This window comes from Lactobacillus sp. wkB10, assembly GCF_000760615.1.
In the GTDB taxonomy this organism is placed as follows: domain Bacteria; phylum Bacillota; class Bacilli; order Lactobacillales; family Lactobacillaceae; genus Lactobacillus; species Lactobacillus huangpiensis.
Genome location: NZ_JRJB01000011.1, coordinates 54,742 through 78,540, shown reverse-complemented (window position 1 = coordinate 78,540; position 23,799 = coordinate 54,742). Strand labels below are relative to the sequence as shown.

At 35.9% G+C, this 23,799-nt stretch carries 17 protein-coding genes; 10 read left to right on the top strand and 7 right to left on the bottom strand.

The window, feature by feature from the left end; genetic code table 11:
* Window positions 1-29 precede the first annotated feature (29 nt).
* Window positions 30-173 carry a hypothetical protein gene (locus LACWKB10_RS10220; protein ID WP_161779316.1) on the top strand — a complete coding sequence of 48 codons (144 nt, stop codon included), beginning with the start codon at window positions 30-32 and terminating at the stop codon, window positions 171-173.
* Window positions 161-493 carry a type II toxin-antitoxin system PemK/MazF family toxin gene (locus LACWKB10_RS10390; protein ID WP_081945375.1) on the top strand — a complete coding sequence of 111 codons (333 nt, stop codon included), beginning with the start codon at window positions 161-163 and terminating at the stop codon, window positions 491-493. The genes LACWKB10_RS10220 and LACWKB10_RS10390 overlap by 13 nt, the downstream gene beginning before the upstream one ends.
* Window positions 494-614: 121 nt before the next feature.
* On the opposite strand, the gene LACWKB10_RS08345 is transcribed toward LACWKB10_RS10390, so the two are convergent.
* Both LACWKB10_RS08345 and LACWKB10_RS08340 read right to left on the bottom strand, forming a co-directional pair.
* A complete protein-coding gene (locus LACWKB10_RS08345) occupies window positions 615-938 on the bottom strand; it encodes a hypothetical protein (RefSeq protein ID WP_034981106.1) in 324 nt (107 codons plus the stop codon).
* Between the two features lie 235 nt (window positions 939-1,173).
* Window positions 1,174-2,091 (bottom strand): hypothetical protein, encoded by a 918-nt coding sequence (locus tag LACWKB10_RS08340; RefSeq protein ID WP_052060366.1) that lies wholly within the window; start codon window positions 2,089-2,091, stop codon window positions 1,174-1,176.
* A gap of 150 nt (window positions 2,092-2,241) precedes the next feature.
* Here LACWKB10_RS08340 and LACWKB10_RS08335 point away from each other — a divergent pair, with 150 nt between their 5' ends.
* Window positions 2,242-3,480 carry an MFS transporter gene (locus tag LACWKB10_RS08335; RefSeq protein WP_034981101.1) on the top strand — a complete coding sequence of 413 codons (1,239 nt, stop codon included), beginning with the start codon at window positions 2,242-2,244 and terminating at the stop codon, window positions 3,478-3,480.
* Between the two features lie 132 nt (window positions 3,481-3,612).
* Here LACWKB10_RS08335 and LACWKB10_RS08330 read toward each other — a convergent pair whose 3' ends face one another.
* Window positions 3,613-4,857: an MFS transporter gene (locus LACWKB10_RS08330; protein WP_034981099.1), complete on the bottom strand. Its 1,245-nt coding sequence runs from the start codon at window positions 4,855-4,857 to the stop codon at window positions 3,613-3,615.
* Between the two features lie 106 nt (window positions 4,858-4,963).
* On the opposite strand from LACWKB10_RS08330, the gene LACWKB10_RS08325 reads away from it, so the two are divergent.
* Both LACWKB10_RS08325 and LACWKB10_RS08320 read left to right on the top strand, forming a co-directional pair.
* Window positions 4,964-5,827, top strand: a complete 864-nt coding sequence (locus tag LACWKB10_RS08325; RefSeq protein ID WP_034981094.1) for a helix-turn-helix domain-containing protein — start codon at window positions 4,964-4,966, stop codon at window positions 5,825-5,827.
* Window positions 5,828-6,022: 195 nt separating this feature from the next.
* Window positions 6,023-6,466: a hypothetical protein gene (locus LACWKB10_RS08320; RefSeq protein ID WP_052060365.1), complete on the top strand. Its 444-nt coding sequence runs from the start codon at window positions 6,023-6,025 to the stop codon at window positions 6,464-6,466.
* A 506-nt stretch (window positions 6,467-6,972) separates the two neighbouring features.
* Here the strand turns inward: LACWKB10_RS08320 and LACWKB10_RS08315 are convergent.
* A complete protein-coding gene (locus LACWKB10_RS08315; protein ID WP_034981091.1) occupies window positions 6,973-9,120 on the bottom strand; it encodes a PTS transporter subunit IIABC in 2,148 nt (715 codons plus the stop codon).
* 367 nt (window positions 9,121-9,487) lie between these two features.
* Between LACWKB10_RS08315 and LACWKB10_RS08310 the strand changes: the two genes are divergently transcribed.
* Window positions 9,488-11,209 (top strand): ABC transporter ATP-binding protein, encoded by a 1,722-nt coding sequence (locus LACWKB10_RS08310; RefSeq protein WP_052060363.1) that lies wholly within the window; start codon window positions 9,488-9,490, stop codon window positions 11,207-11,209.
* A 124-nt stretch (window positions 11,210-11,333) separates the two neighbouring features.
* Here the strand turns inward: LACWKB10_RS08310 and LACWKB10_RS08305 are convergent, their stop codons facing one another.
* From LACWKB10_RS08305 to LACWKB10_RS08295, 3 genes are all read right to left on the bottom strand, one after another.
* Window positions 11,334-12,779 carry a glycoside hydrolase family 1 protein gene (locus LACWKB10_RS08305; protein ID WP_034981087.1) on the bottom strand — a complete coding sequence of 482 codons (1,446 nt, stop codon included), beginning with the start codon at window positions 12,777-12,779 and terminating at the stop codon, window positions 11,334-11,336.
* Window positions 12,780-12,794: 15 nt separating this feature from the next.
* Window positions 12,795-14,768 (bottom strand): beta-glucoside-specific PTS transporter subunit IIABC, encoded by a 1,974-nt coding sequence (locus tag LACWKB10_RS08300; protein WP_034981085.1) that lies wholly within the window; start codon window positions 14,766-14,768, stop codon window positions 12,795-12,797.
* Window positions 14,769-14,913: 145 nt separating this feature from the next.
* Window positions 14,914-15,783: a PRD domain-containing protein gene (locus LACWKB10_RS08295; protein ID WP_034981150.1), complete on the bottom strand. Its 870-nt coding sequence runs from the start codon at window positions 15,781-15,783 to the stop codon at window positions 14,914-14,916.
* 251 nt (window positions 15,784-16,034) lie between these two features.
* Here LACWKB10_RS08295 and LACWKB10_RS08290 point away from each other — a divergent pair, with 251 nt between their 5' ends.
* From LACWKB10_RS08290 to LACWKB10_RS08275, 4 genes are all read left to right on the top strand, one after another.
* Entirely contained in the window at window positions 16,035-16,988 is a 954-nt protein-coding gene (locus LACWKB10_RS08290; protein WP_034981084.1) for a class A sortase, read from the top strand.
* Window positions 16,989-17,247: 259 nt separating this feature from the next.
* A complete protein-coding gene (locus LACWKB10_RS08285; RefSeq protein ID WP_034981083.1) occupies window positions 17,248-19,110 on the top strand; it encodes a MucBP domain-containing protein in 1,863 nt (620 codons plus the stop codon).
* Window positions 19,111-19,259: 149 nt separating this feature from the next.
* Complete coding sequence (locus tag LACWKB10_RS08280) at window positions 19,260-20,420, top strand: hypothetical protein (protein ID WP_034981082.1); 1,161 nt, start codon at window positions 19,260-19,262, stop codon at window positions 20,418-20,420.
* A 197-nt stretch (window positions 20,421-20,617) separates the two neighbouring features.
* Window positions 20,618-23,785: a MucBP domain-containing protein gene (locus LACWKB10_RS08275; RefSeq protein ID WP_034981080.1), complete on the top strand. Its 3,168-nt coding sequence runs from the start codon at window positions 20,618-20,620 to the stop codon at window positions 23,783-23,785.
* Window positions 23,786-23,799 lie beyond the last annotated feature (14 nt).

The window sequence follows — 23,799 nt, the reverse complement described above, 5'->3', positions numbered from 1 at the left end:
TTCAGGAAGATAATAGCACTTTAATCTATATGGCTATTGACTCTAATCCTTGGTTTAATGGAGAATATGACGATATTGACTTTAAAAAAGAAATTGAACAAGTAGGTAACCCTGATACTATGCAGGTTGGTAAGGAAAATGTAGCATCTAATCAAGAGACATTATTCGGATAGATGCTGAACCACATGCAGGACGAGAAGAAGGCAGCCATAATCCCCAATCTGGCATTATTCAAAGACCAGCGATAGTTACATTAAATAATGCATATAATCAAAAAACAGGACTCGTTATCTGCATGCCTCTTACGCATGATCTTAAAAAAGATAATCGTGGTCTATACTATTCTTTTGCTGATATCAGCAGTGGGATATCTGGTAGTGTAGTTACTTTTCAAATATCTAATTATGATTTTTTGGTCGACACGGTAAAATTGTTGGACATGTTAGTGATAAAGATTTGGATAACTTGCTATCTAAAGCATATCAAATTTTAGATAAGCACTAATTTTTATCAAAGTGTTGCTTAATTCTAGTCACTCAAAAAATAAAAATAGTTTCACTTTAAAAGCACCTCAGGTTTAACCTGAGGTGCTTATGTTTTTTTACTTATCCGTATTATTTTTTGAAAAACCAGTGATACATTTTCCCATCGAGAAAGTCACCAATCACAAATATCAGCGTCCACAAAACAATTCCAATAATGCGCACAAACAAGGATGTTACATAATTATTCCAGCTATTATCATATGGTAGAAGAAATAAAACAATAGGAATTACAAGGAAGAAGTACTTAACTTTAGTCCACCGTAAATGTTGGTGCTGATAAAATTGGATAATTTTAGAATTCTGCGGTGTTTTGTGTGTTAATCTGACGCAAACTAGATATATTAAGTAAATAGCATCAACTATTAGTAAAATCAAAACAATATCATTAAGCATAAATAATCCCCTCCTGTTTACAATTTAAGTAAAAAAATTTTTTAAACAGATGATATTTTATTATTTACTGTTTAACTTGATTTTAAAGACAAACCTATACTTTTACAATATTAAGTAAAAATAAATTTGCTATGCAAAATATAATAAACTGCTTTTTCAAAGCAGTTTTTAAAATTAAAAAAAACCAGCTTATAGAAAACAAAGCTGGTTTTTAATTTAAAACTTTTTCTGGTTTTTAAACGAATCTGTCCTTTTTAATTACCCGGTAAACTGAAATAACTAAAACTAAAATTGCGCAGAGCATTGCCACATAGGCCATAGGTCCGACACTAATGGCAGCCTGAGCTTGACTGCTGGCCATACGATTTTCGACAGCGTATTCTACAATCCACTTACTTAATAAGCGAGGAGTTAAAACAAAGCTGACAGTAGCTATGATTGAAGCTACCAAGGCCGTATTGCGCGAATATGGTTCCCGAAAAAATTGTGCTAAAACGCAAAATGCTGGTGCAATCATTAAAAGCAAAACCCACATAATAATTAAACGACCTGCACCACTGCTCATCATTTGGGCACTGTTAGCCGCATAACGATATTTACCCCACAGCTGTCCACCAGTTAGGGTATTTAATAAACTCAAGAAGTATGATCCCTGTTGACCATAGACTCCGCCACGATTAGACAGGATGCCCTGAACGACTTGCAAGCCATCAGTCGAACCAGCTGTGGAAAAATTAACTGTTACCACTTTCTTCATATATGTAGCCAGAAACATAATAATCGAGCCACCAAATTGCAAAGCTCGTAACATGCTTAATTTCCGAGATGACTTCATTTTAAATTCGAGACTAAGTACCCGGTTAGGATGATGACTGCGACCAATCACAAAGATGCCAATTGCGACCACAATTGCCAGTGCAGCAAGAAGCCACCAGAGTTTGGCCATAACTAAGAAAATAGCCAAAACAACTATTGCCACCGCAATGTATGGCCGATCTGCAAAAATATCCCAGAAATTTAACTTTAAATGGCGGTAGTCAGCACGAGTTTGAGAAGTATTATTTTCTCTAATCGTTGCCTTTGGCACCTTGTTTGTGTGCGACTGGGATTTTTGGCGGTATTCCTGCCTAGTTAAGTGCGAATCTCTTCCCATACCAACATCCCTTCCTTTCAGAAATAATATCCTAACATGTTTAATATGAAAATATCATCTATTTAGCAAATTCTTAGCAAATTTATTGTGCTAAAATAGAAAAGATATCATATTTTTTAGAAAAACATTAAAAAAGAAAGCGAGGACGTTTTGACAGTTTCCGAAAAATTTCCGGCTGGCTGGCATAAAGCTTTTGTCACTTTATGGCTAGGCTGCTTCATCACAGGCATGGGCTATTCCATGACAATGCCCTTTATCTCACTATTTATCGCTGATCTGGGTCACTACAGCAAGTTGCAGATTAGTATGTATTCCGGTCTTGCATTTGCCATGACATTTATTGCTCAGGCAATTGTTTCACCTTATTGGGGCAACTTGGCTGACCGCAAGGGTCGTAAATTAATGTGCATGCGGGCATCTGGGGTCATGGCTTTAACTATTACTGCTACAGGTTTTGCCCCTAATGCTATTTACATAATTGTCATGCGTTTTATTCAGGGTGCTTTTTCCGGCTACATTAACAATGCTACTGCCTTGATCGCAGGAGAAACACCCCACAGAAAAAGTGGCTGGGTAATGAGTCAAATGATGACTGCCGGTACAGCTGGAAACTTAGTTGGACCACTTTTAGGTGGTGTTTTGTCAAACTTCTTCGGTAATTGGCTTGGTGGCGTCTGGGGCTACCGGATCCCATTCTTCATCACCGGCTTTTTGATGGTGCTCGTCTTCTTAGGGTCGACATTCTTAGTTCATGAAAACTTCACCCCAATTTCTCGTGAAGAAATGAAGCCTATGAAAGAAATCATGCACTCTCTACCAAGCGTTAAACTGATTGTAGTCATGTTCATAACCACCCTGTTAGTGCAGGCCGCTAACATGTCAATTGATCCAATTGTTTCTTTGTATGTCAAATCGATGATGCCTAATAGCAAGAATATTGCCTTTGTAGCGGGGATCGTAGCCGCAACCCCAGGTCTCGGAACACTGCTGGCTGCTTCCAAAATCGGACATAAAATGGATGAAATTGGACCACTAAAAATATTACGCTTAGGTTTAATAGTAGGTGCGATTCTCTTCGTACCTATGGCTTTAACACACTCACCTTGGGTGCTGGCAGGATTGCGTTTTCTACTGGGAATTGCCAGTGCTGCAATGTTACCGGCAGCACAGACTGTTTTGACATTGAACACTCCGGCCGAAAGTTTTGGTCGCATCTTTAGTTACAATCAGTCTTTCCAAGCAGTTGGTTCCGTGTTTGGTTCACTAATGGGTTCTACTATCTCCGGTCTGTTCAACTACGCTACAGTTTTCTGGACTACAGGTTTCACCCTACTAATTAACTTTATTCTGATCATCTTTTTCAGTTTGAGAAAAAGTTCCAATAAATAAGAGCTAACTTACAACCAGCAAAGTATCCTTATTTGGGGATTTACATCATTATCTTGACAGTTTTTATATACTTGATAGAAAAGAATGACGGCAAAAATCAGATACTGCAAATTTACCAGCTAAATGGGCTGTTTATTTTCCTTTTTGTGCAGATTTTCTCATCACCAATAAGGTAATTACAAAGAGCAGAATACTGACAATAAACAGGCCCCAAAGAGAATAGATGACGCTTGTCACAGCCGATAAGGTAGTAAAAGCAGTTGTCATTAAGGGACTGGCAATTAATAAAATCGTATTAATCAGACCAACAGAGGACGACAAAATCTTACGATCAACTGCACCTACCATCCATTGGGTTAATTTTGGAGTAGCAGTTCCTGCAAAGAAGCCTAGGATACAATAAGTTATTAAACAGAACCAAATTTGTTTACTTAAAATAGAAATTATGACACTTGCTCCAGCAATATTAGCAAACATAATGATGATATAAAGGCTAACATTTTTAAATAGATTAGTACCAAAAATGCTGCCTAAGGCAGCGCCTATTCCTGCCATAGCGCCGATTAATGCAATTGTAAAACTATAGGTTCCAATGACCATCACCTGACGATTGCCCGCAATTACAATAGAAATCAGAGGCTCTATCGTGCTGAGAACGCCGTTTAAAATGGCGATTACCAGTACGGTAGTAATTAAGCCACTAGCCTTTTTAACTTGCTTTAATGCTAAGGCCAAGGTGGACCAAAAGCCACGATCATCGACTTCTTGTGTGACAGTTGAAATGCCCTTTTTTCGTTTACTCTTGGCAATATTGCAATAGATCAACCCTGCCACAACGAAAGTCAGGCCGTTAATTACAGCCAGCGCAGAATATGACATGAATAACAAAAGTCCTGATCCAACAAACTGACTAATCAAAGTGATTACTTGCGAAACACCGCTAGTAAAACCTTCAGCTTCAGCAATCTCATCCTTTTTAACCAGACTAATAATTAGTGGTGTGGTCAGTCCGCCAGAATAAGTTCCGGCCGTATCAGAAATAAAGTTGATGATAATCACCATAATTACCAGATTCCAACCCGCAATATTCTGGCTAAAAAGAAAACCAACCAGTAAATAAAGCGCACCTCTGATCATGGCCATCCAGACTATTTTTTGAAATTTGTTCTGCGTCCTGTCAGCTAGATAGCCACCAACACTGGAAAACAGCCGGGGAACTGACTCCGAAATAGCAATTAATGATAAGGCCAGCGAATAGTTTTTGAGCCGACTAGCGTAAGTCATCAACGCTAAATAGAATAAAATATCTCCAGCACTGGATAAAATACTGGCAATTGAAAACTTGCGATATTCTTTATTTTTAAAAAAGATAGTCATAATTTTTTCTCCTTTTTAGCTTTCTTTATTTTCAATTGTACTTAAGCTAAAATTGAGAAAAGAAAAGTGTCATATATGAAACAAAAAAATTTAATGAGGTTAAATTATGACTATCGGTGCATTACTTAGACAATACCGTTTAGAAGCTGGCAAAACTCAACGCGCATGGATTGGCGACGTTATCAGCCCTTCTTTTTACTCCAAAGTAGAAAAAGATCTGACGCGCATTTCAGCGGCAGACCTAATTGAATTATTACGGCAAAATCACGTTAAAATTGCTGATTTTTTTAAACAACTTGATTACCAGTCTGAAAGTGAAGATAATCTCAAAAAGAGGATTGTTGCCCAAATGACGGACGCTTATTATAATTTTGATACCAAGCGCCTAAAAGAAATTAAGCAGGCCATTGCGGGTAGCGAGCTTACCAGTAAAAATGATTTAATGCTAAGTGTGAACTCAATCTTAGCTATTATAGATGGTAATAGAGAAAAATTGAGTGCTGCAGAAATTCAGCAACTTAAAAATAAATTCTTTAATGAAGAGAATTTCGACTGGAAAACTATCAAAATTTTCCTGAACTGCATGGTTTTTTATGATTTTGACAGCGACATGATCATTACTAACAAAATTTTTCAGCAATTTAAAGATAGTGATAATGACGATATACAATTTATAGTGTTGGGAATATTAATCAATATGATTAGTATGTGTCTGGAAAAAAGCAAGTACCAGGAAGCAAAGCAATTGGTAGAAAAATCCCATGAGATTCATACCCAGCCACTAACCTTCTTTAATAAGATGGTTCTATTATTTTTGGAGAACATTATTAACTATCATTTTGATCCTAAACAGGTTTATCTGGATAATTGCGCAAGGCAAATAGAAGAGTTTGCCTTAATCGGTATGACTGAATTTAGTAAGCAGTTGCAAAAAATTGTGCAAGAAAAGACAGGTGGCAATTTAGTATAAATAGAAGCCGGTTCCAGCATTCACTGGTAACCAGCTTTTTATTATCAATTTGATTAAGACACTCCTATAGTCTAGGGATCAACAAAAAGCAAAAATTTTTCGTTGCTGCCAAGAAAAGCGTTTTCTAAAGCTAAGACGTAGTATAATTAAATGAAAATAAAGCAGTTACTGCTAAGTTGTGAAAGTGTAAATATCATGAAGTCAAACGAAGAAATGATTGAAGGACAACAACTCTATCCTTCAAATAATTCAGGATTTACTAACTCCAATAAAAGTGTGACTGTTGGACATAAAGTAAACATTCTGCATGTAATCACAGGAATAATTTTAGTCATTTTAGTGTCATTATTTATGACTGGATTTGGCTATCAACCATGGTGGGTACTGGGATTCACAATTTTGGCAGGAATTTTTATTACTTTACCAACATGTTTTAGTGGATATTGGCTGATCGATAAAAATGGAATTACTGTAGTGAGTTATAGTTCAAATGATGCAATGAAACTTATGCAGCTGTTACATATCAAAAAAATATATACAAAATCATATTTATTCGAGAATATCACTAATGCTGAAATTACATATCGTAAAAAAGTTCGAATCAGTCCACTTGATTTTAACCCAGATTTTTTAAACTAAATTTGACTGTGAATAAAAAGGTTATTCAATTAGAATTAGGAAATATTCAAGCAAAAGATTTAATAGAAATTGTCACTATACTTAATAATCATGGAGTAGCTGTTTATGATAGACAACAGATAGTTTGGCTGCTTAAAGAGAATAAAAATTTATTTAATCATTTTCATAATGGTAAATGGGCATCATAGATAAAAAAGGCACAGCTTGTTTAATTTTTTGTTGAAATATGCAAAAAATGTTAGTAGACGATCCTGCATAAGTAGACAATGCACAATTGTATTGTCCACAAAAAGTCGATTTTTTGTTGAATCTATGATAGTAAAAATAAAATGTGAATAAATATTGCGTAAGCAAATTGGCAACTAAACCCTATTTCAAATTTGCCATCAATTTAATTTTTGAGTAAAACAAAAACCAGGCTTTCTAAATGAAAAGCTTGGCTTTTTTACTTGCAGCAATTGGCTGAAGCAATATGTTTTAACATATAATTCTGGCATTATAGCTGTTTATTTTTTAACAAACAACTCGGCTACTTGATCATTAGCAGTAACTCTATCATTATCAGCAACTTTGACATCTAATAATCGGTCAGACAGAGTAGCTACAAAGATAACATCAGTTGCCTTTCCAGCAGATTTAATTTCTGTTAAATTCATCTCTGCCAGCTTGTCACCCTGATGGACTTGTTCTTTTTCAGAGCAAAGAATCTTAAAGCCTTTGCCCTTAAGCTCAACAGTATCCAATCCCATATGCAAAAGATACTCAATGCCATTTTTATCTTTCATACCAATTGCATGTTTAGTCGGAAAAATTGTTGTTATAATGCCATCAATTGGAGCGTAAATACTGTCATTTTCTGGTAAGATCGCAAAGCCTTTACCTACCATCTCTTTGGAAAAGACCCCATCATTTAAGGTTTGCAATGATTCCAGCTGTCCATCAGCAGGTGCAAAAAGTGCAATTTTTTGACTCGGACCCGTTTCAACTGACTTTTGAACTTTTTTATCCTCTGAATCTAACTTCGAACTATTTGCTGGCTTAACTGAATTTGCAACAGTTTTTGGCGCTTTGCCACTATTAATCAAATCCATTACATTTGTTTTAATGTTGCCGACAGTAGTGCCATAAATTACTTGGACAGAGGCACCGTTAACTACTGTTCCGGCTGCTCCCGTTGCGGTTAAGGTTTCTTTATCTACTAAATTGCCGTCTTTAACTGTCACCCGTAGCCTTGTGGCACAGTTGTCAACATTCACTAAATTATCAGTTCCGCCTAGAGCTGCTACTATTTCATAAGCTACTTGCTCATCTTTAGTTAGAGCAGTAAATTTCTTATTATCAACATAATCTTTCTTGGTTTTTAAAGTAGTATCATCTTTACGACCAGGCGTATTGAGATCAAACTTAGTAATTACAAATCTAAACAAGAAATAGTAAACAACGAAATAAGCAATACCTAAGAAGATGATTGGAACCCAATTAGTTCTGGCATTTCCGGGTAACACACCATAAAGAATAAAGTCTATTAAGCCACCGGAAAAGGTAAAGCCTACTCCTACTTTTAGCAATGTTACAAAGACTGCAGAAAAAGCAAAAAGTACACAGTGAACGACAAAATACAAAAATGGTGAAGCAAATAAAATAGTAAATTCAAGTGGTTCGGTAATTCCAGTTAAAATGGAAGTTACCGCAGAGGATACTAAAAGTCCTTTAATTTCACTCCTTTTATCTTTACGAGCTACAGAGTACATTGCAAGGGCAGCAGCTGGCAAGCCAAAAATCATTTCTGGGAACTGAAATGAAAAGAATCTGGCAGCTTCATACGAAATTTTCCCGCCGGCAGCTAATTGTGCAAAGACAATATTTTGGGCACCTTGCACGGTATGACCAGCAACAACAGCCGTTCCACCTACCGCTGTTTGCCAAAATGGCAAATAGAAAATGTGGTGTAAACCAAAGGGTATCAACATTCTGTAGATTAATCCGTATAGAAAGGAACCAACTACTCCTGATTTAGCAATAAAGAAGCCCAAAGCAGAAATTCCAGCAGCAAAATAAGGCCAAATATATGAAAGCAAAATTCCTATTATTACGCCAGAAACCGCGGCGGCTATTGGCGGAAAGTGGGTCCCGCCAAAAAATGAAATTACATCAGGCAGTTTAATATTGTAGTACTTATTATGTAGCCATACGACTATCAACCCAATAATAATTCCCCCGAATACTCCCAGGTTCATTGTGTTGTTAAAACCCAACACATTTGTAATTAAGCCATTAACTTGTTTGAGCTGATTTAAATTTCTGAGATTTTTAATTGAACTGGTTAAGGAAGCGTACATTAAAAAGTAGCCTACAACCGCAGAAAGCGCAGCGACCCCTTTTTCACTTTTTGCCATTCCCAACGCTATAGAGACAGCAAATAGCAAGCCTAGATTGTCAAAGACTACAGAGCCACAGTCATTTAAAATGCTTAAAAACCTATTTAACGGCATCCCTGGCGATAAAATACTTTCCAAGTGATACAACTTTATAAAAGTCGGACCGGTAAAAGAAGCACCCAATCCTAGAAATAATCCCGCTATCGGAAGCAACGAAATTGGCAACATGAATGTCTTGCCAACCTGTTGCGCCTTAGCATAAATTTTTCCCTTCATTATTTTCCTCCTGTATCTGTTTAAATACTCCAGATCAGATGTTCTCATTAAGACAAAATATAAACAATCCTTTGTGATTCGTAGAAACTATTTTTTCTGTATTTATAATGAAATACTTTTTTCTATGCTTAATATCCTTCAAATTAATACTAACCTGACCTGCCTATTTTAAAAAAAACTTTCTATAATTTTTCACGCAGAACTATCAAAATAACTATTATTTTATAATTTTAAAAAATATAACTTTATTTTAAAATAGTTCTTTCGATTATAAAATGTTTAGCGTATAGTGAGAAGACGTAGAAGAATTTAAAATAATTAGATACTTTTACTTATGTTTTTTAGAATAGAAAGGATGTTTATATTAATGGAAAATTACAAAAAATATGATAAGTTAAATTACTATCTTGCGCTCTTTTTTTCGGGAATAGTTTATCCGTTTATAAACTTATTGCTTGCTTTGGTGTTAAAAAGATTAATTGACTCAGGGATTGCCAGGAATGTTTATGAATTAAAAAATGCAATATTTGTTTGTTTATTAGTATGTATATTTTTGGCAGCTGCTGTTTTTACCAGTGAACTAACCAAAAATAGGTTTGTTAATAATTTTAGTAAAAAATATCGCAGGCATATTTTTAATGAGATTATTGCAAGTGACCTAAATGAATTCAGCAACAATAGTACCGGAGATTTTTTAGCAACAATGACAAATACTGTCTCGACAATTGAGGAAAAATATATCAAATCTTTCTTTAGTATTGTGTCTGACTCGTCATTATTGCTTTTCTCGATTATAGGGATGTTTATGATTAACTGGCAGCTGTCAATAGCAGTGCTAATAGTAAGTTTAGTGCCAATTATTGTTATGAGTTTGTTGGGTGGAAAAATGCAGGCAAAACAGAATCTGGCTTTGACGCAACAAAATGCCTATGTCTCCAAGGTAAAAGACGCATTTTCAGGCTTTTTAGTAATTAAAAGCTTTAATATTGAAAAGCAAATTAGCAAAGAATTTCAGAACGGTAACGATAAACGAGCTGATAGCGAGTTTTCTCTATCAGAACTTAATAATATTTCGGTATCAATTTCGAATTTCTCTGGATATTTAGTTTTTCTGGTTGCATATGGCCTTGGTATGTTTATGGTAATTAATGGAAACACCAGTATTGGTGGAGTTACAGCAATTGTGCAATTAGTTAATTTTATTGTAATGCCACTGAGCAAATTGGGTCTGGAAATGAATAACAAAAAGGCTGGTTTAGCCGCCAGCAAAACTCTGAATCAGTTGCTGGAGAAAGTGCATAATCCGGTAAAAGATAACAGCAACTATTTGAAATTGAACAGATTTGAAAATGAGATCAAATTGACCAACGTTAGTTTTTCCTATCCCCAGCATGGTGAAACGGGAAAGAGGGTACTTTCACACATCAATTTACAAATAGAAAAAGGCAAAAAATACGCGCTTGTAGGTATGTCGGGCAGCGGTAAGACAACATTATTAAAGTTACTAATGAGATATTACAAATTGACTAAGGATGGCAACATCAGTATAGATAACGTAAATATCAATAACATTAATTTGTCATCGCTTTATAAACTAATAAATATTGTCCAACAGGACGTTTATATTTTCGATAATTCTCTTGCGTATAATATAATGCTAGGCAAATCTTTTACAGATAAAGAACTGAATTATGCTATAAATAAAGCTGGTTTAAGAAAGTTAGTAGACGGTAATTCTAAGGGTGTTGATCTGAATGTTGGCGAAAATGGCAAAGATTTATCTGGTGGCCAAAAGCAGAGAATTTCTATAGCGCGAGCATTAATTAGAAAAACACCTATCTTGCTAATGGATGAAGCAACGTCATCTTTAGATCAAAAAAATACTACTGCAATTGAAAATGCCATTTTAGAGATAAAGGATTTAACATCAATTGTGGTAACACATAAATTGAATCCCAACTTATTACAAAAATATGATGCGATAATTTTTATGAAAGACGGCACTATTACTGAAGAAGGTTCTTATGAAGAATTAATGAAGCAAAAAGGTGATTTATATAATCTATGCAGCCTAACTATGACTAATTAGTTTATAGCAATCAATGTTTTGAAAAAATTGCAATAGAAATTGACATAGCAAAAAAGCGTGCTTAAAAGCACGCTTTTTCTTGTTTATTTTGCTCACATGAGTCGAGTCTTATCTTTGCCAAGATTTACCCTAAATCAGCACCGTTAGTGGAAATAACCTTCTTGTACCAGTCAAAAGACTTTTTCTTGTAACGCTTAAAGGTTCCGTGGCCTTCATCATCTTCATCAACATAGATAAAACCGTAACGTTTCGACATTTCACCAGTTGAGGCACTGACCAAATCAATACAACCCCAAGGAGTATAACCCATAACATCAACGCCATCGTCTATTGCCTGGGAAATAGCTTCGATGTGTTCACGCAGGTAGTCAATCCGGTAATCATCAGCCACATAATGATTTGCGTCAGGTTTGTCTACTGCACCCAGACCGTTTTCAACAACAAAAACAGGTTTTTGGTAACGATCGGACAATTGGTTTAAGGCAATTCTTAATCCTGTGGGATCAATTTGCCAGCCCCAGTCGCTGCTCTTTAAGAATGGGTTCTTAACGCCGCCCATTAAGTTGCCGTTAGCAGTTTCTTGGTTTTCATGAGTAACATCAACTACAGATGACATGTAGTAGCTAAAGCCAATATAGTCAACTGGGTATTGAGCTAGCAATGCCAATTCATCATCTGTGTAATCAATGTCAGATAATTGCACACCTTGACGAGCCAACAAGCTCTTAGTATAGGCAGGATAATGTCCTCTTACTTGAACATCGGCACAGAAGAAGTTATTAGCCTGATTATCTTGCAAGGTAGCCAATTGGTTCTTAGGATTTGAATCATAGCTGTAAGTGGTAGCATATAAAATCATGCAGCCAATTTTCATATCAGGATTAAGTTCATGACCAATTTTAACAGCTTTTGCACTAGCAACAAATTGGTTATGCCATGACTGGTAAATATTTTTCTTATCGTCAGCGCCATTACTTGTCGTTAAGCCTTGACTCATAATTGGAAAGTGAGCGGCACTGTTAATTTCGTTGAAAGTCATCCAATATTTAACCTTGTCTTGGTAGCGAGTTAAAACGGTGCGGGCAAAACGCTCATAGAAGTCAATTAACTTCTTATTCTTCCAGCTCCCATATTCAGTAATTAAGTGAAGAGGTAATTCATAGTGAGAAATAGTAATTACAGGCTCAATATCATGCTTTAAGCATTCATCAATTAGTGAGTCATAAAACTTAAGTCCCTCTTCATTAGGAGTTTCTTCATCCCCATTAGGAAAAATTCTGGACCAGGCAATTGAAAAGCGGTAGCACTTAAAGCCCATTTCAGCAAAAAGTGCAATGTCTTCTTTATAATGGTGATAGTGATCAATACCAATGTGGTTAGGATAAACGTAATCTGAATTAATCTTAAAATCAAAATCAGGTGAAGCAATGATTTTCATTCGGTCCTTACCACCAGGCATAACATCTGGTAAAGATAAACCTTTACCTCCCTCTTGGTAAGCACCCTCTAATTGATTGGCGGCAGTAGCACCGCCCCATAAAAATCCTTTAGGAAAATTATTTGTGGTCATTATTGTCTCCTTTCGTTATTTCAAGTCTAATAATGCATCCCCAATGGTTATTTTACCATTCGCAACTACATTAACTTCATGGTAATTATTAGAATTAGTAATAATTACTGGTGTTGTAGTTTCAAAGCCAGCTTTTTTAATAGCTTCAAGGTCAAAATTAATAAGAGGCTCACCTTTTTTGATACTCTGACCTTTTTTAACTAAAGTAGTAAAGCCTTTGCCATCAAGCTCAACAGTATCCATACCAATATGAATCATTACTTCTGCTCCATTATTAGATTTAAGACCAATTGCGTGGCCGGTAGGGAAAACCATCACTACTTCTCCATCAAGAGGTGAACATACTTTGCCTTCTTGTGGTGCAATCGCAACGCCTTTGCCCATTGAGCCACTGGAGAAGACTTCATCTTTAACCTCGTCTAATGGCACAACCTGTCCATTTAACGGAGCTACCAATTTTTCTTCCTTATTATATGAAACTTCTGGTTTTACACTTGCGGAACTTGCAGAATTGTTTGCTGCAGCATCATCTGTACCTGCATTTGTAGCCGTCGCTAAAGCAGTTTGTTCGGTTGTAGGTGCATCAACACTGTTTTTACCAAATAGCATTTGGAAAGCAAAGCCTAAAACTGCAGCTATCGCCATCGCCAAAATCAAACCGTAAACACCAGTATCAATACCATTTTTACCAATAGCGTCTGGAATTGAGAAAATTCCCATTCCGGCCATCTGGAATACTTTTACTTGGAAGAAACCAATGATACCGGCACCAATTGCAGAGGCAATACAACTTAAAATAAACGGTTTCTTTCTTTCAAGAGTGACACCATAAATGGCCGGCTCAGTAACCCCGAAAATACCAGAAACAAAGGCTGGAATCGCAATACTGCGGGTTTTTTCATCTTTAGTTTGGAAAATAATTGCTAAAACGACACCCGTTTGAGCAAATGAAGCTGCTAAAGATAAGCCTAAAATTGGATCATAACCTAAAGCAGCAATATTGGTCATCATAACTGCCACAAAGCCCCAGTGAACGCCAAAAATAACAAATACTTGCCAGAATGCTCCCATTAAAATGCCGGCAACAATTGGGCTGAAGTGGTAAACAGCACTGACAGCAGCTGCAATAGCGTTACCTAACCAGGTAGCAACAGGACCAATGACAATAAAGGTAACAGGAATAGTAATTAGTAAAACCATAAATGGCACTAAGAAAGTTTTGACAACATCAGGAATAATCTTTTTAGCCAACTTTTGCACTTTAGAAGCAAACCAAATTGACAGGATAATTGGAATGACTGATGAAGTATAGTTCATCGAAATTACCGGAATTCCCAAAAAAGTCATGTGAATTGGTGCTTGGAGAATAGTACCCTTAAATACAGTAAACAAAGTGGTTTTACTGCTGGCCATTGCGACAATTGAAGGATAGCAAAGTGCAGCACCAATTGTTGCACCTAGATAGCCGTTCATGCCGAACTTTTTAGCTGCTGAAATTCCTAAAATAACTGGCAGGAAATAGAATAAACTGTCACCAATGGCATTCAAAATAATGTAAGTACCAGAAGTTTGCGCTTCCCAGCCAAAAGCTAAGAACATAGCATTAAAGCCCTTGATCATACCGGCAGCGCACATTGGCCCTAAAATCGGATTGAAAATGCCAGAGATTAAATCAATAAACTTATCTGCTAAACTCATGTTGCTAGTATCTTCATAATCATCGGGCACGCTGCCTCCACCAGAAAAGCCGCCTACTTTAACCAGCGTGTCATAAACATCAGCGACATTATTGCCAATCACAACTTGGTACTGACCGCCTGATTTCACAACAGAAATTACGCCATCAGTGGCCTTTAATTTGTCATCATCAGCCTTTTTCATATCTTTTAATTTAAAACGTAAGCGCGTAGTACAGTGAACAACACTGATCACATTATCTTTACCGCCAACATCAGCGATAATTTCACGACTTAGATCCTCGTAAGCCATTTTTTCCTCCTAAATATCAAAACCCGAGGACCTCAAGAAAGCACCTCACTAATTTATTGTGAGATTTTCACCTGAAGTTCTCGGGTTAATGCCTGTAAACAGTAACACACCGTTTAAACTTATAAATTATTAAAATATAGTAAATTTAATTCTTCTGCGATTGAGCATCTTTTTGTCTATGCGTTACCCGCCAGACATGAAGAGTTAAATATACCTGATCGTCAGGCTGCAATTGCCAGCCTGCCTGCTTGTATAAGTACGTGCCGATTTTTTGGACAGTATCATAAGCCTTTTTGTACTTGACTTTCATTAATTCAATTAAGGAATGATCAAGCTCACTGCCAGAATCCTGGTCGCTTTCACCACACATATGCCTTACCATAAAAGCACGTAAATGTGTCATGAACCTGTTGAAGTTAAACGATTCAGTATCCAGCTGCATTCCGTATTGATACTGGATAATATCAATTACTCCCTTAATCAGTTTAGTAATTTTAATTGTATCCTGCAGCTTTGTTTGACCAGAACCTGCATTAATGAAGTGATATGTCAGATAAGCTGCCTCACTTTGAGGAAAGTCAAGCTTAGTTTTTTCCTTCATTAACCTTAAGGCTTCTTGAGCCGTGCCATATTCCTTAGGAAATATTTTTTTCATTTCCCAGCCAAGCGTATCTTGACCTAATTCAATATTTCCTGTAGCACGGGTTAACATAAAATCAATGTGATCAGCCAAAACCAAAAATTCATAATCAGAAAAAGTGATCTGTAATTTTTGACTGGCCATGCTAATCACTTCAGTTGTCAACTTCAAAGTCCGCTGATCAATATCTCTTACACTGTCAACCAATTTAATATTTTTTTCGACAGCTACAAAACGGCGTGAAATTTTGTCCTCATCAATGGGATCACCGACTTTTTTGCCAAAGCCAATCCCGTTGCCAATCACCACCCAATCTACTCCAGCCTTATCAGACACCAAGGCAGCGTTGTTGTTAAAATTTTTAACAAATTTCAATTCAACTACTTCCTTTCCAATAAAAAAACCTACAAACAGTACCAAAAAAGTATTGTTCATAGGTAATGCCTGATCAAGTCAGTAACACGTCTACTTACAGCTGATATTATAAATCAGTATTAAAGCGATTTCAATACTTATTTGATTATTTTTTTTAAGTGTTTCAATTCGAGATAAATAATTGTACTTTACGCAAATTTATACTTAAATAGTAGCAGAAGACTAATAGTAGTTTAAAGAAAAGGGATCAAATGGCAAGTAAAAAGCAAGCAAAATCTTCAAAACAGCAAATATGGTCTACTATTCGAGTGTTACTTTTAGGTGCCCTTTTTTATCTGGGCGTAACTTTAATCTTTTTCGGCTCCGGTTTTGGCAACTCCTATGTAGTTCAGCAAAATGCGGAAAAAGCAAATACCACTTTAACACAAAAGAAAGCAGATAGAAATAAAAAACGCAAAACAAGTTATGATGCCAGCAAAACCAAATCAGTTAGTGCAGCCAGCGTCCTTAGAGCCAAGCAAATTAAGGCATACGCTATTGGCCGCATTGCTATTCCTGCTGTTAACATTCATAACCCCCTTTTTGCCGGTTATGGCGATCAAAACCAGAACTTAGAATACGGTGTCGTTACCTGTCTGCCCGATCGCGTCATGGGCGGTGCTAATAATTATGTGCTTGCAGGACACTATATGGGGTCTTATGGTCCTGCAGTTTTGGATAATTTACATCTGGCACACCCTGGTGACCTCATCTATGTCACAGATTTGCATCATATTTATGTATATAAAATAAAAAGGATGTCTTTTGCCATTAAACCTACACAAGTTGAAGTTGAAAACAATGTGCAGGATAAGAGTATGATTACACTAATTACATGTTCAGACTTTAACACTTCCAAATACGGTTACGGTCAACACCGTACAGTTGCACAGGGCGACTTGATCAGCAAAATGAAAGCAAGTCAGCATAATTTAGCTCTTAGCGAATTGACTGCTAAGCCAAAGCATAGTAAAAAAGAACATCAAGTATCTTTGAAAGACAGTAAACAGCACAAGGCAATTAACAAGACTGTTCAAGTCCGCGCAAATGCTAAACCAAAATTTTATCAAAATATGACTTTCATCAGAACAGTAATTATTATCTTTAACGTTGTTTTTGTCCTCGCTATATGCTGGCGACTTATTCACATCTGGTTTTTGAAATAGCGATTACAAGTTTAACTATATACTGGTAGTAAAATTACCAATTTCGAAATAGTCATCTTTATTAATCCATGCTATACTGAGGGTAATACAATATCATGAGAATAATATTTGACTGCGGTTACTTTTACATACCAAATAGATAGTTAAATTTTAAAAAGGAATTTCATTTAAGCATTACAATTGCTATTGTTAGTTCTAAGTAAGCGCTCTTAGCATCAAATATACTGCTATTTGGATTAGTAAAGAAGATGGTGACTAAATGACGACTAAAACCCGAGAATCAAGCGACTTGAATGATACAATTGAGCCTGCATTTAAACTGCAAAATTCTGTCGCAAATTCCAACAGACTCGACAGTTGGATGCCAGATAAAGTTTTACAAAAAATCGTGGCCGCTAATTTAGGTCAACCAATTAAACAAATTACCAAAGAAAGTCTTGCCAATCTGACAGAACTTAGCTTAATCGCACCAAGCGAAATGCCTGTTGTTCATGGCAAACGGAAATATGCTATTTCTCCTGCCGAATATCGCTTGCGTTTGCGACTTAAATCACTCACTGGATTAGAATACGCAACTAATCTGGTCAAAATAAATCTGGCTCCTGACTGTCAGTTAAACAATGATTGGTGCCACCGAGCTGTTCTTAATTCAACTTTAGCGGATATTTCTGCTTTGCAAAATTTGCATAAATTAACCAATATTAATTTGGAAATGTGCAACTTGCATGATATATCTGCCTTGGCGAATAAGCCACAATTGATTCAACTAAATCTTTCATATAATGCAATTACTGATTTTTCACCATTAAAATCGAATAAGCAATTAATTGAAAGCGGCAGTCTAAAGCTAAGAAAACAGATAATTTTGGCAGAGCCACTTCACCTAACTGCAGGGACTACTTCTTATACATCCGGCCCCTATCAGCTGCTTGATTTTAATGGCAAAAACATGACACTTAAGGTTGAGACTGGTAAGCACCTTAGTGCTAAATATCCAGTCAAGCAATATTCCAGCAATTGGAGTGATCATGTCGGTCAAGTCAATGGTAAACAAACCGTAACATGGGATCTTTCAGGATTACAGTCAGATGATAGTGCAGCAATGACCGTTAAGTTCCACAGTAGGAATTCAGCACAAGAGCCAATAATTTCAGGCTGGTACATTATTCCATTTAGGATTGTCAGCGGGCAGCCTATTACTATTCACTTTAAAGATGATGCAGATAATACAATTGCGTGTCAGCAAAAACTATATGGTAGTGTTAATACCAGCAGCACTATTGCTATTCCGACATTTACTGGTTATTCAATTAGTGCCAAAGCGGTTGATGGTACTACGATGCCAATTAGTCAGGGCTCTGTCACTGCTACTATTACCGCCCAACCACAAGAAATCACTTTAATTTATACACGTAACAAGGCAGCAGATATCACTGTCCATTTTCAAGATGAAACTGGTAAGCCAATCGCTCCTGAAAGCACAATTAGCGGCGTCTTTAGTGAACAAAAAATAATTCAGCCACAGGATATTTCTGGCTATACACCGAGTCATTATCAAATTGACCACAATGGTATTTCACACCATCCGGGAAGCGTAGCTATTGTACTTAACAATCAACCGCAAGAAATTACCTTCTATTATAATAGGGAAAAAGTTTCAAATGTGATTGTTCATTATCAAGATACTGCTGGCAAAAAAGTTGCCCCAGATGAAATTTTAAGTGGCTTTGTTAATGATCAACAAACTGCTCCGGCATTAAAACTACCAGGATATACTGTTAAACTTAAAGACTTTAACGGTTCACATATTGATACTGATTTAAATGCAACTGCAATTACGCTTAAACAAAAGCCGCAGGAGCTAACCTATATTTATACTAAAAATATCTTAAGTAGTAAAAACACCGTTAAAGAAGAGAAATCACAAAAATATAAACATAGTCAAAAGCTTCATCTTAATAGTAAGATACAATCACTAGTTAATAAGAAAAAAGACGTTCGCCAACCTAGTGCTAAAGCAATAAAAGGCTGGCAATTAGGGCTGTTAGCACTGGGTTTAATATCATTATTCAGTGTTTTAGGATTAGCTATTATTTATTACAATAGAAAAAGCAAACATTAAAAATCAGCACTCTATAAATGTACTTTATGGGGTGCTTTTTATATACAATTTTAATTAAAGTATAGTTGTTTACTATTGCGATTATTATATTATGGATATACAATGATAGTGTAAATTGTTATTGGTTAATAATTTAAGAGGTAAAATTTATGAATAAACACATAGAATTAAGTAAACAAAGCAAGAAATTGCTATTTAGTGGAATTACTGCTGCTGCACTTGCATTAGTTGTTGCTGGTCCACATGCAGTTAAAGCTGACAGCGTATCTGGAAGTACATTGGCTGCACAAAGCTTGAATACAAAAACTGCTAATGACAATACTGGTTTTGTTTCATTTAATAAAAAAGCTGATTATAAAGCTACAAAAGACAAGCCTAGCAATAAAGTTGCGGAGTCCAATACTGATGTGAACAAAGATGAAGAATCTGGTAAAATTAACACCCAGACTCAAGCTAATACAACTGACACACCAGCTAAAGTGACTACTAAAGAAAGCGAATCAATTGATGACTGGATGCCAGATCAAAACTTGCAAAAAGTTATTGCTTACAGCTTATATTCTGATGATTCAGAAACTGGTGTAGCTAAAGTTACTAAAGACGACTTGGCTAACATGACCAGTCTTAACTTGGATGTTAACCATGCTGAAGAAGATCCGTATTACTATTTAGCTTACATGAATATCCAATCTTTAGAAGGCTTACAATATGCAACTAAATTAGAGTCAATTAATTTATCACCAAGCATTGATCTTAACCTAAGGTATTATGGAACTGCACTAGCTTACAGCACTCTTTATGATATAAGTGCATTAAAAGATTTAAACAATTTGAGTAGTATAGTATTACAACAATGTCAAATTAGGGACATTTCCGCATTGGCTAATAAACCAAAATTGTATGATTGCTCGATTTCATATAATGCTATTACAGACTTCTCACCTTTAGGTTCTGATGAAAACCTTCGTAAAAATGGCATTCTAAGTGCTTACTATCAAGCTGGTGCTTATAATACACTCGGAGTTTCACAAAAAACACCATATATTACGGTAACTTACCCACCTTTTATCGATGTGGATGGCAGCCAAATGACTATCAGGATCGCCAATGATGATAACGAGGATCATTTTGCTTCAGCATATCTCAGCAAATGGAAGGACAATGCAGGACAAGTAACTGCTGATGGTCAACACGTTGTCTGGGATCTTTCGGGTCTTCCTGTTGGATACAAAGGATTTATGACTATCAATTTCAAAGGTAATTCAGGTGCTGGTGGCTACCTAATCTTTCCATTTGTAATTACTGATTAGGTTAGAGATAATATAAACAGTATAGTTTAACTTTATATATAAAAGCGCATATTCAAATTTATCTTGAATATGCGCTTTTTATTATGATGATTTTTTAAAATAAGCAATAATATATTATTTGGTTGAATCTTGATTTTTGTGCTGCACATAAATATACTAAAGATATAGTGTTATGCAATTTAGAAGAGGAATTTAATATGAACACAGGTAATAATAGTACTAAGCAAAAGGAAAAGATATTAATCGGCAGCATAGCCGCCACTGCCTTGGGTTTAGTTAATGCCAAGCCTCAAATTGCTAAAGCTGCATATAATGGAAACAGTAATTTAGCAACTAAAAAGGCTAACAGAAAAACCATTAAAACTAAAATTAATTATAAAACTGCCCACAATCCACGCGCAGAAAAAACAGAATTTTTGCAGGCGGCAGATGAATCAGCTTCTGAAACTTCTCATATGGAGAGTCAAAATTCTGACGATACTGATAATGATTTAACAAATCAAAATGTTAATTCCACACCAAATAATAATGATCCTTCTTTAGCTAGTTCTAATCAGACCAATAATACAAAAGATAAATCAAAGTCAACTGTTAAACAGGACATGAATAGCAGTAAGTTTAGACCGGAAGAAGTTACGAAAACTACTACCAATTCAGGAAAATGGCGTAATATCCCATTTACCTATGAAAGTGGTGGAACACTCACTCTCGGAGATGGTCAGGAATACACCACATTTCCATTAGGATTGCCACTTTCTTCAGTGTCATTTGATGATGGCAATTATACTCCTTTGCCATACCACGACGTAAGATACTTAAAAATTCTAGGCAAAATAAAGGTTACTCATGATATTGACAACTTTGTTGGTGATTTTATAAATCTTCAGTCTATTGAGGGAATAAATAATTTAGACCTAAGTCAGGTGCAGTCTGCTAAAAGTATGTTCGAAGGTTGTGGTAGTTTAACTTCAATTCCGGGATTCGATAAACTTGATTTTTCGAAAGTAACAAACATGAGCCATATGTTTTTTGGATGCGATAAATTAAAGAGCCTAGTTTTTCCAAATACTTTTAAAAGTGCGCTAAAAGACTCGTCTTATATGTTATCTGGTTGTACTGGACTTAATTACTTAGACATCTCTGGTCTTAATATGTCTAAAATTTCCACTCTTACAGGCATGTTGGGTGATTCTCCTTATCCTAATAGCAATTTAACTTCTCTCAAAACTCTTGTTCTAGGTCCAACTAACGTCTTAAGTAAGGGTGATGAAAATAATGTAGGACTTGTTGTTCCAGGAACCTGGATCAATATGGGGGTCGATTATAGTGATACTTATCCACTTCAAAAAGGTACTTATTCATGGAGTTCTGCTGATTTAATGAAAAATTATCAAGGCGATACAGAACATGATACATACCAAAGATTTACTGGTGAACCCGTAACAATTCATTACTTAGATGAATCTGATAAAACCACAAAAATAATTGCTGATAAAGTCCTTAATGACGGAGATGTTAATGATCCGTTTGATGTCACTAATTATGGTGATAAAAAAACTGATTATACTGTGCTTCCTGACGATCTGAATAAAAAATATACTTTTGACAAAGATAATTCTACTAATCTTACTGGCCAATTCTCGGATAAACCGCAAGAAATTAATTTATATTATAAGAAAAAAGTAGCTGGAACCGTAACAATTCATTATGTGGATAAGTCTCATCCTAATGATCCTATTACTAATGATATAACACTTCCTAATGGCAATATTGATGATCCGTTTGATGTCACTAATTATGGTGACAAAAATACCAATTATACTGTGCTTCCTGACGATCTGAATAAAAAATATACTTTTGATAAAGAAGACTCTAAAAATCTGCAAGGTAAATTTTCTACCGAACATCAAGATGTTACTTTAGTTTACACACGTAACGAAGGCAAAAAGATAACCATTCATTATCAAGATGAAAGCGGAAAGACAATTGCTCCTGATCGTGATTATGCCAGTGGCTATTATGGTGATCCGTTTGATGCCACTGCACCGGAATACAGCGACTTGACAGGTTATACTCTGGATAAAAGCAAATCAAAAAATGTCAGCGGCACTTTTACAGACAAGCTTCAGGATGTTTTCTTAGTTTATACACGTAATAAAGGTGCACAAATAACTATTCATTATCATGATGAAAGCGGAAAGACAATTGCTCCTGATCGTCAATATGCCAGTGGCTATTATGGCGATCCGTTCGATGCTTCTGCATCGGAATACAGTGACTTGACAGGCTATACTCTGGATAAAAGCAAATCGACAAATGTCAGCGGCACTTTTACGGACAAGTCGCAAGAAGTCACTTTAGTTTACACACGTAACAAAGGTGCACAAATAACTATTCATTATCATGATGAAAGCGGAAAGACAATTGCTCCTGATCGTCAATATGCCAGTGGCTATTATGGTGATCCGTTTGATGCCACTGCACCGGAATACAGCGACTTGACAGGTTATACTCTGGATAAAGTCAAATCGACAAATGTCAGTGGTACTTTTACGGACACGACTCAAGATGTTTTCTTAGTTTATACACGTAATAAAGGTGCACAAATAACTATTCATTATCATGATGAAAGCGGAAAGACAATTGCTCCTGATCGTGATTATGCCAGTGGCTATTATGGCGATCCGTTCGATGCTTCTGCAACGGAATACAGTGACTTGACAGGTTACACTCTGGATAAAAGCAAATCGACAAATGTCAGCGGCACTTTTACGGACAAGCCACAAAAAGTTACTTTGGTTTACACTAAGAATCCTGACAATAGTCATACAACCGGTAAAGTCAAAGCAGCAGCAATAACTGTTCATTACCAGGACGAATATGGAAACACTTTGGCTCCTGATAAGGTATTAAACGGTTATGTAGGTGATGGCTACACAACAGGTGCAGAGCAAGTCTCTGGATATACTCTTAAGACAAGACCGGAAAATGCTACCGGATTCTTCAATACATTTCCACAAAGTGTAATATATATTTATAGTAAAAAAGAGAATAACGCTGGAACAAATACTATTACACCAGATGATAATAAGCCTACAGCAATACCTGTTGGTAAAAAGCCAAAGAAAAAAATCGTTAAAAACAATAATAAAAACATATCTAAGAACAAAGGTAGTAAACAAAAAACTCATAAACCTGTAACCAACAGAAAATCTAATTATACTACGAAGATGAACAAGAATATCAAGACCATGCCAAAAACTGGCACAAATAAATATTCAAATCTTGCAATGTTCACTTTAGGAGGATTAGCTCTAATTGGTGCTTTGGGAGCTGCCTGGTTAGATCGTAGAAAAAATGAATAATATCAATTAAGGAT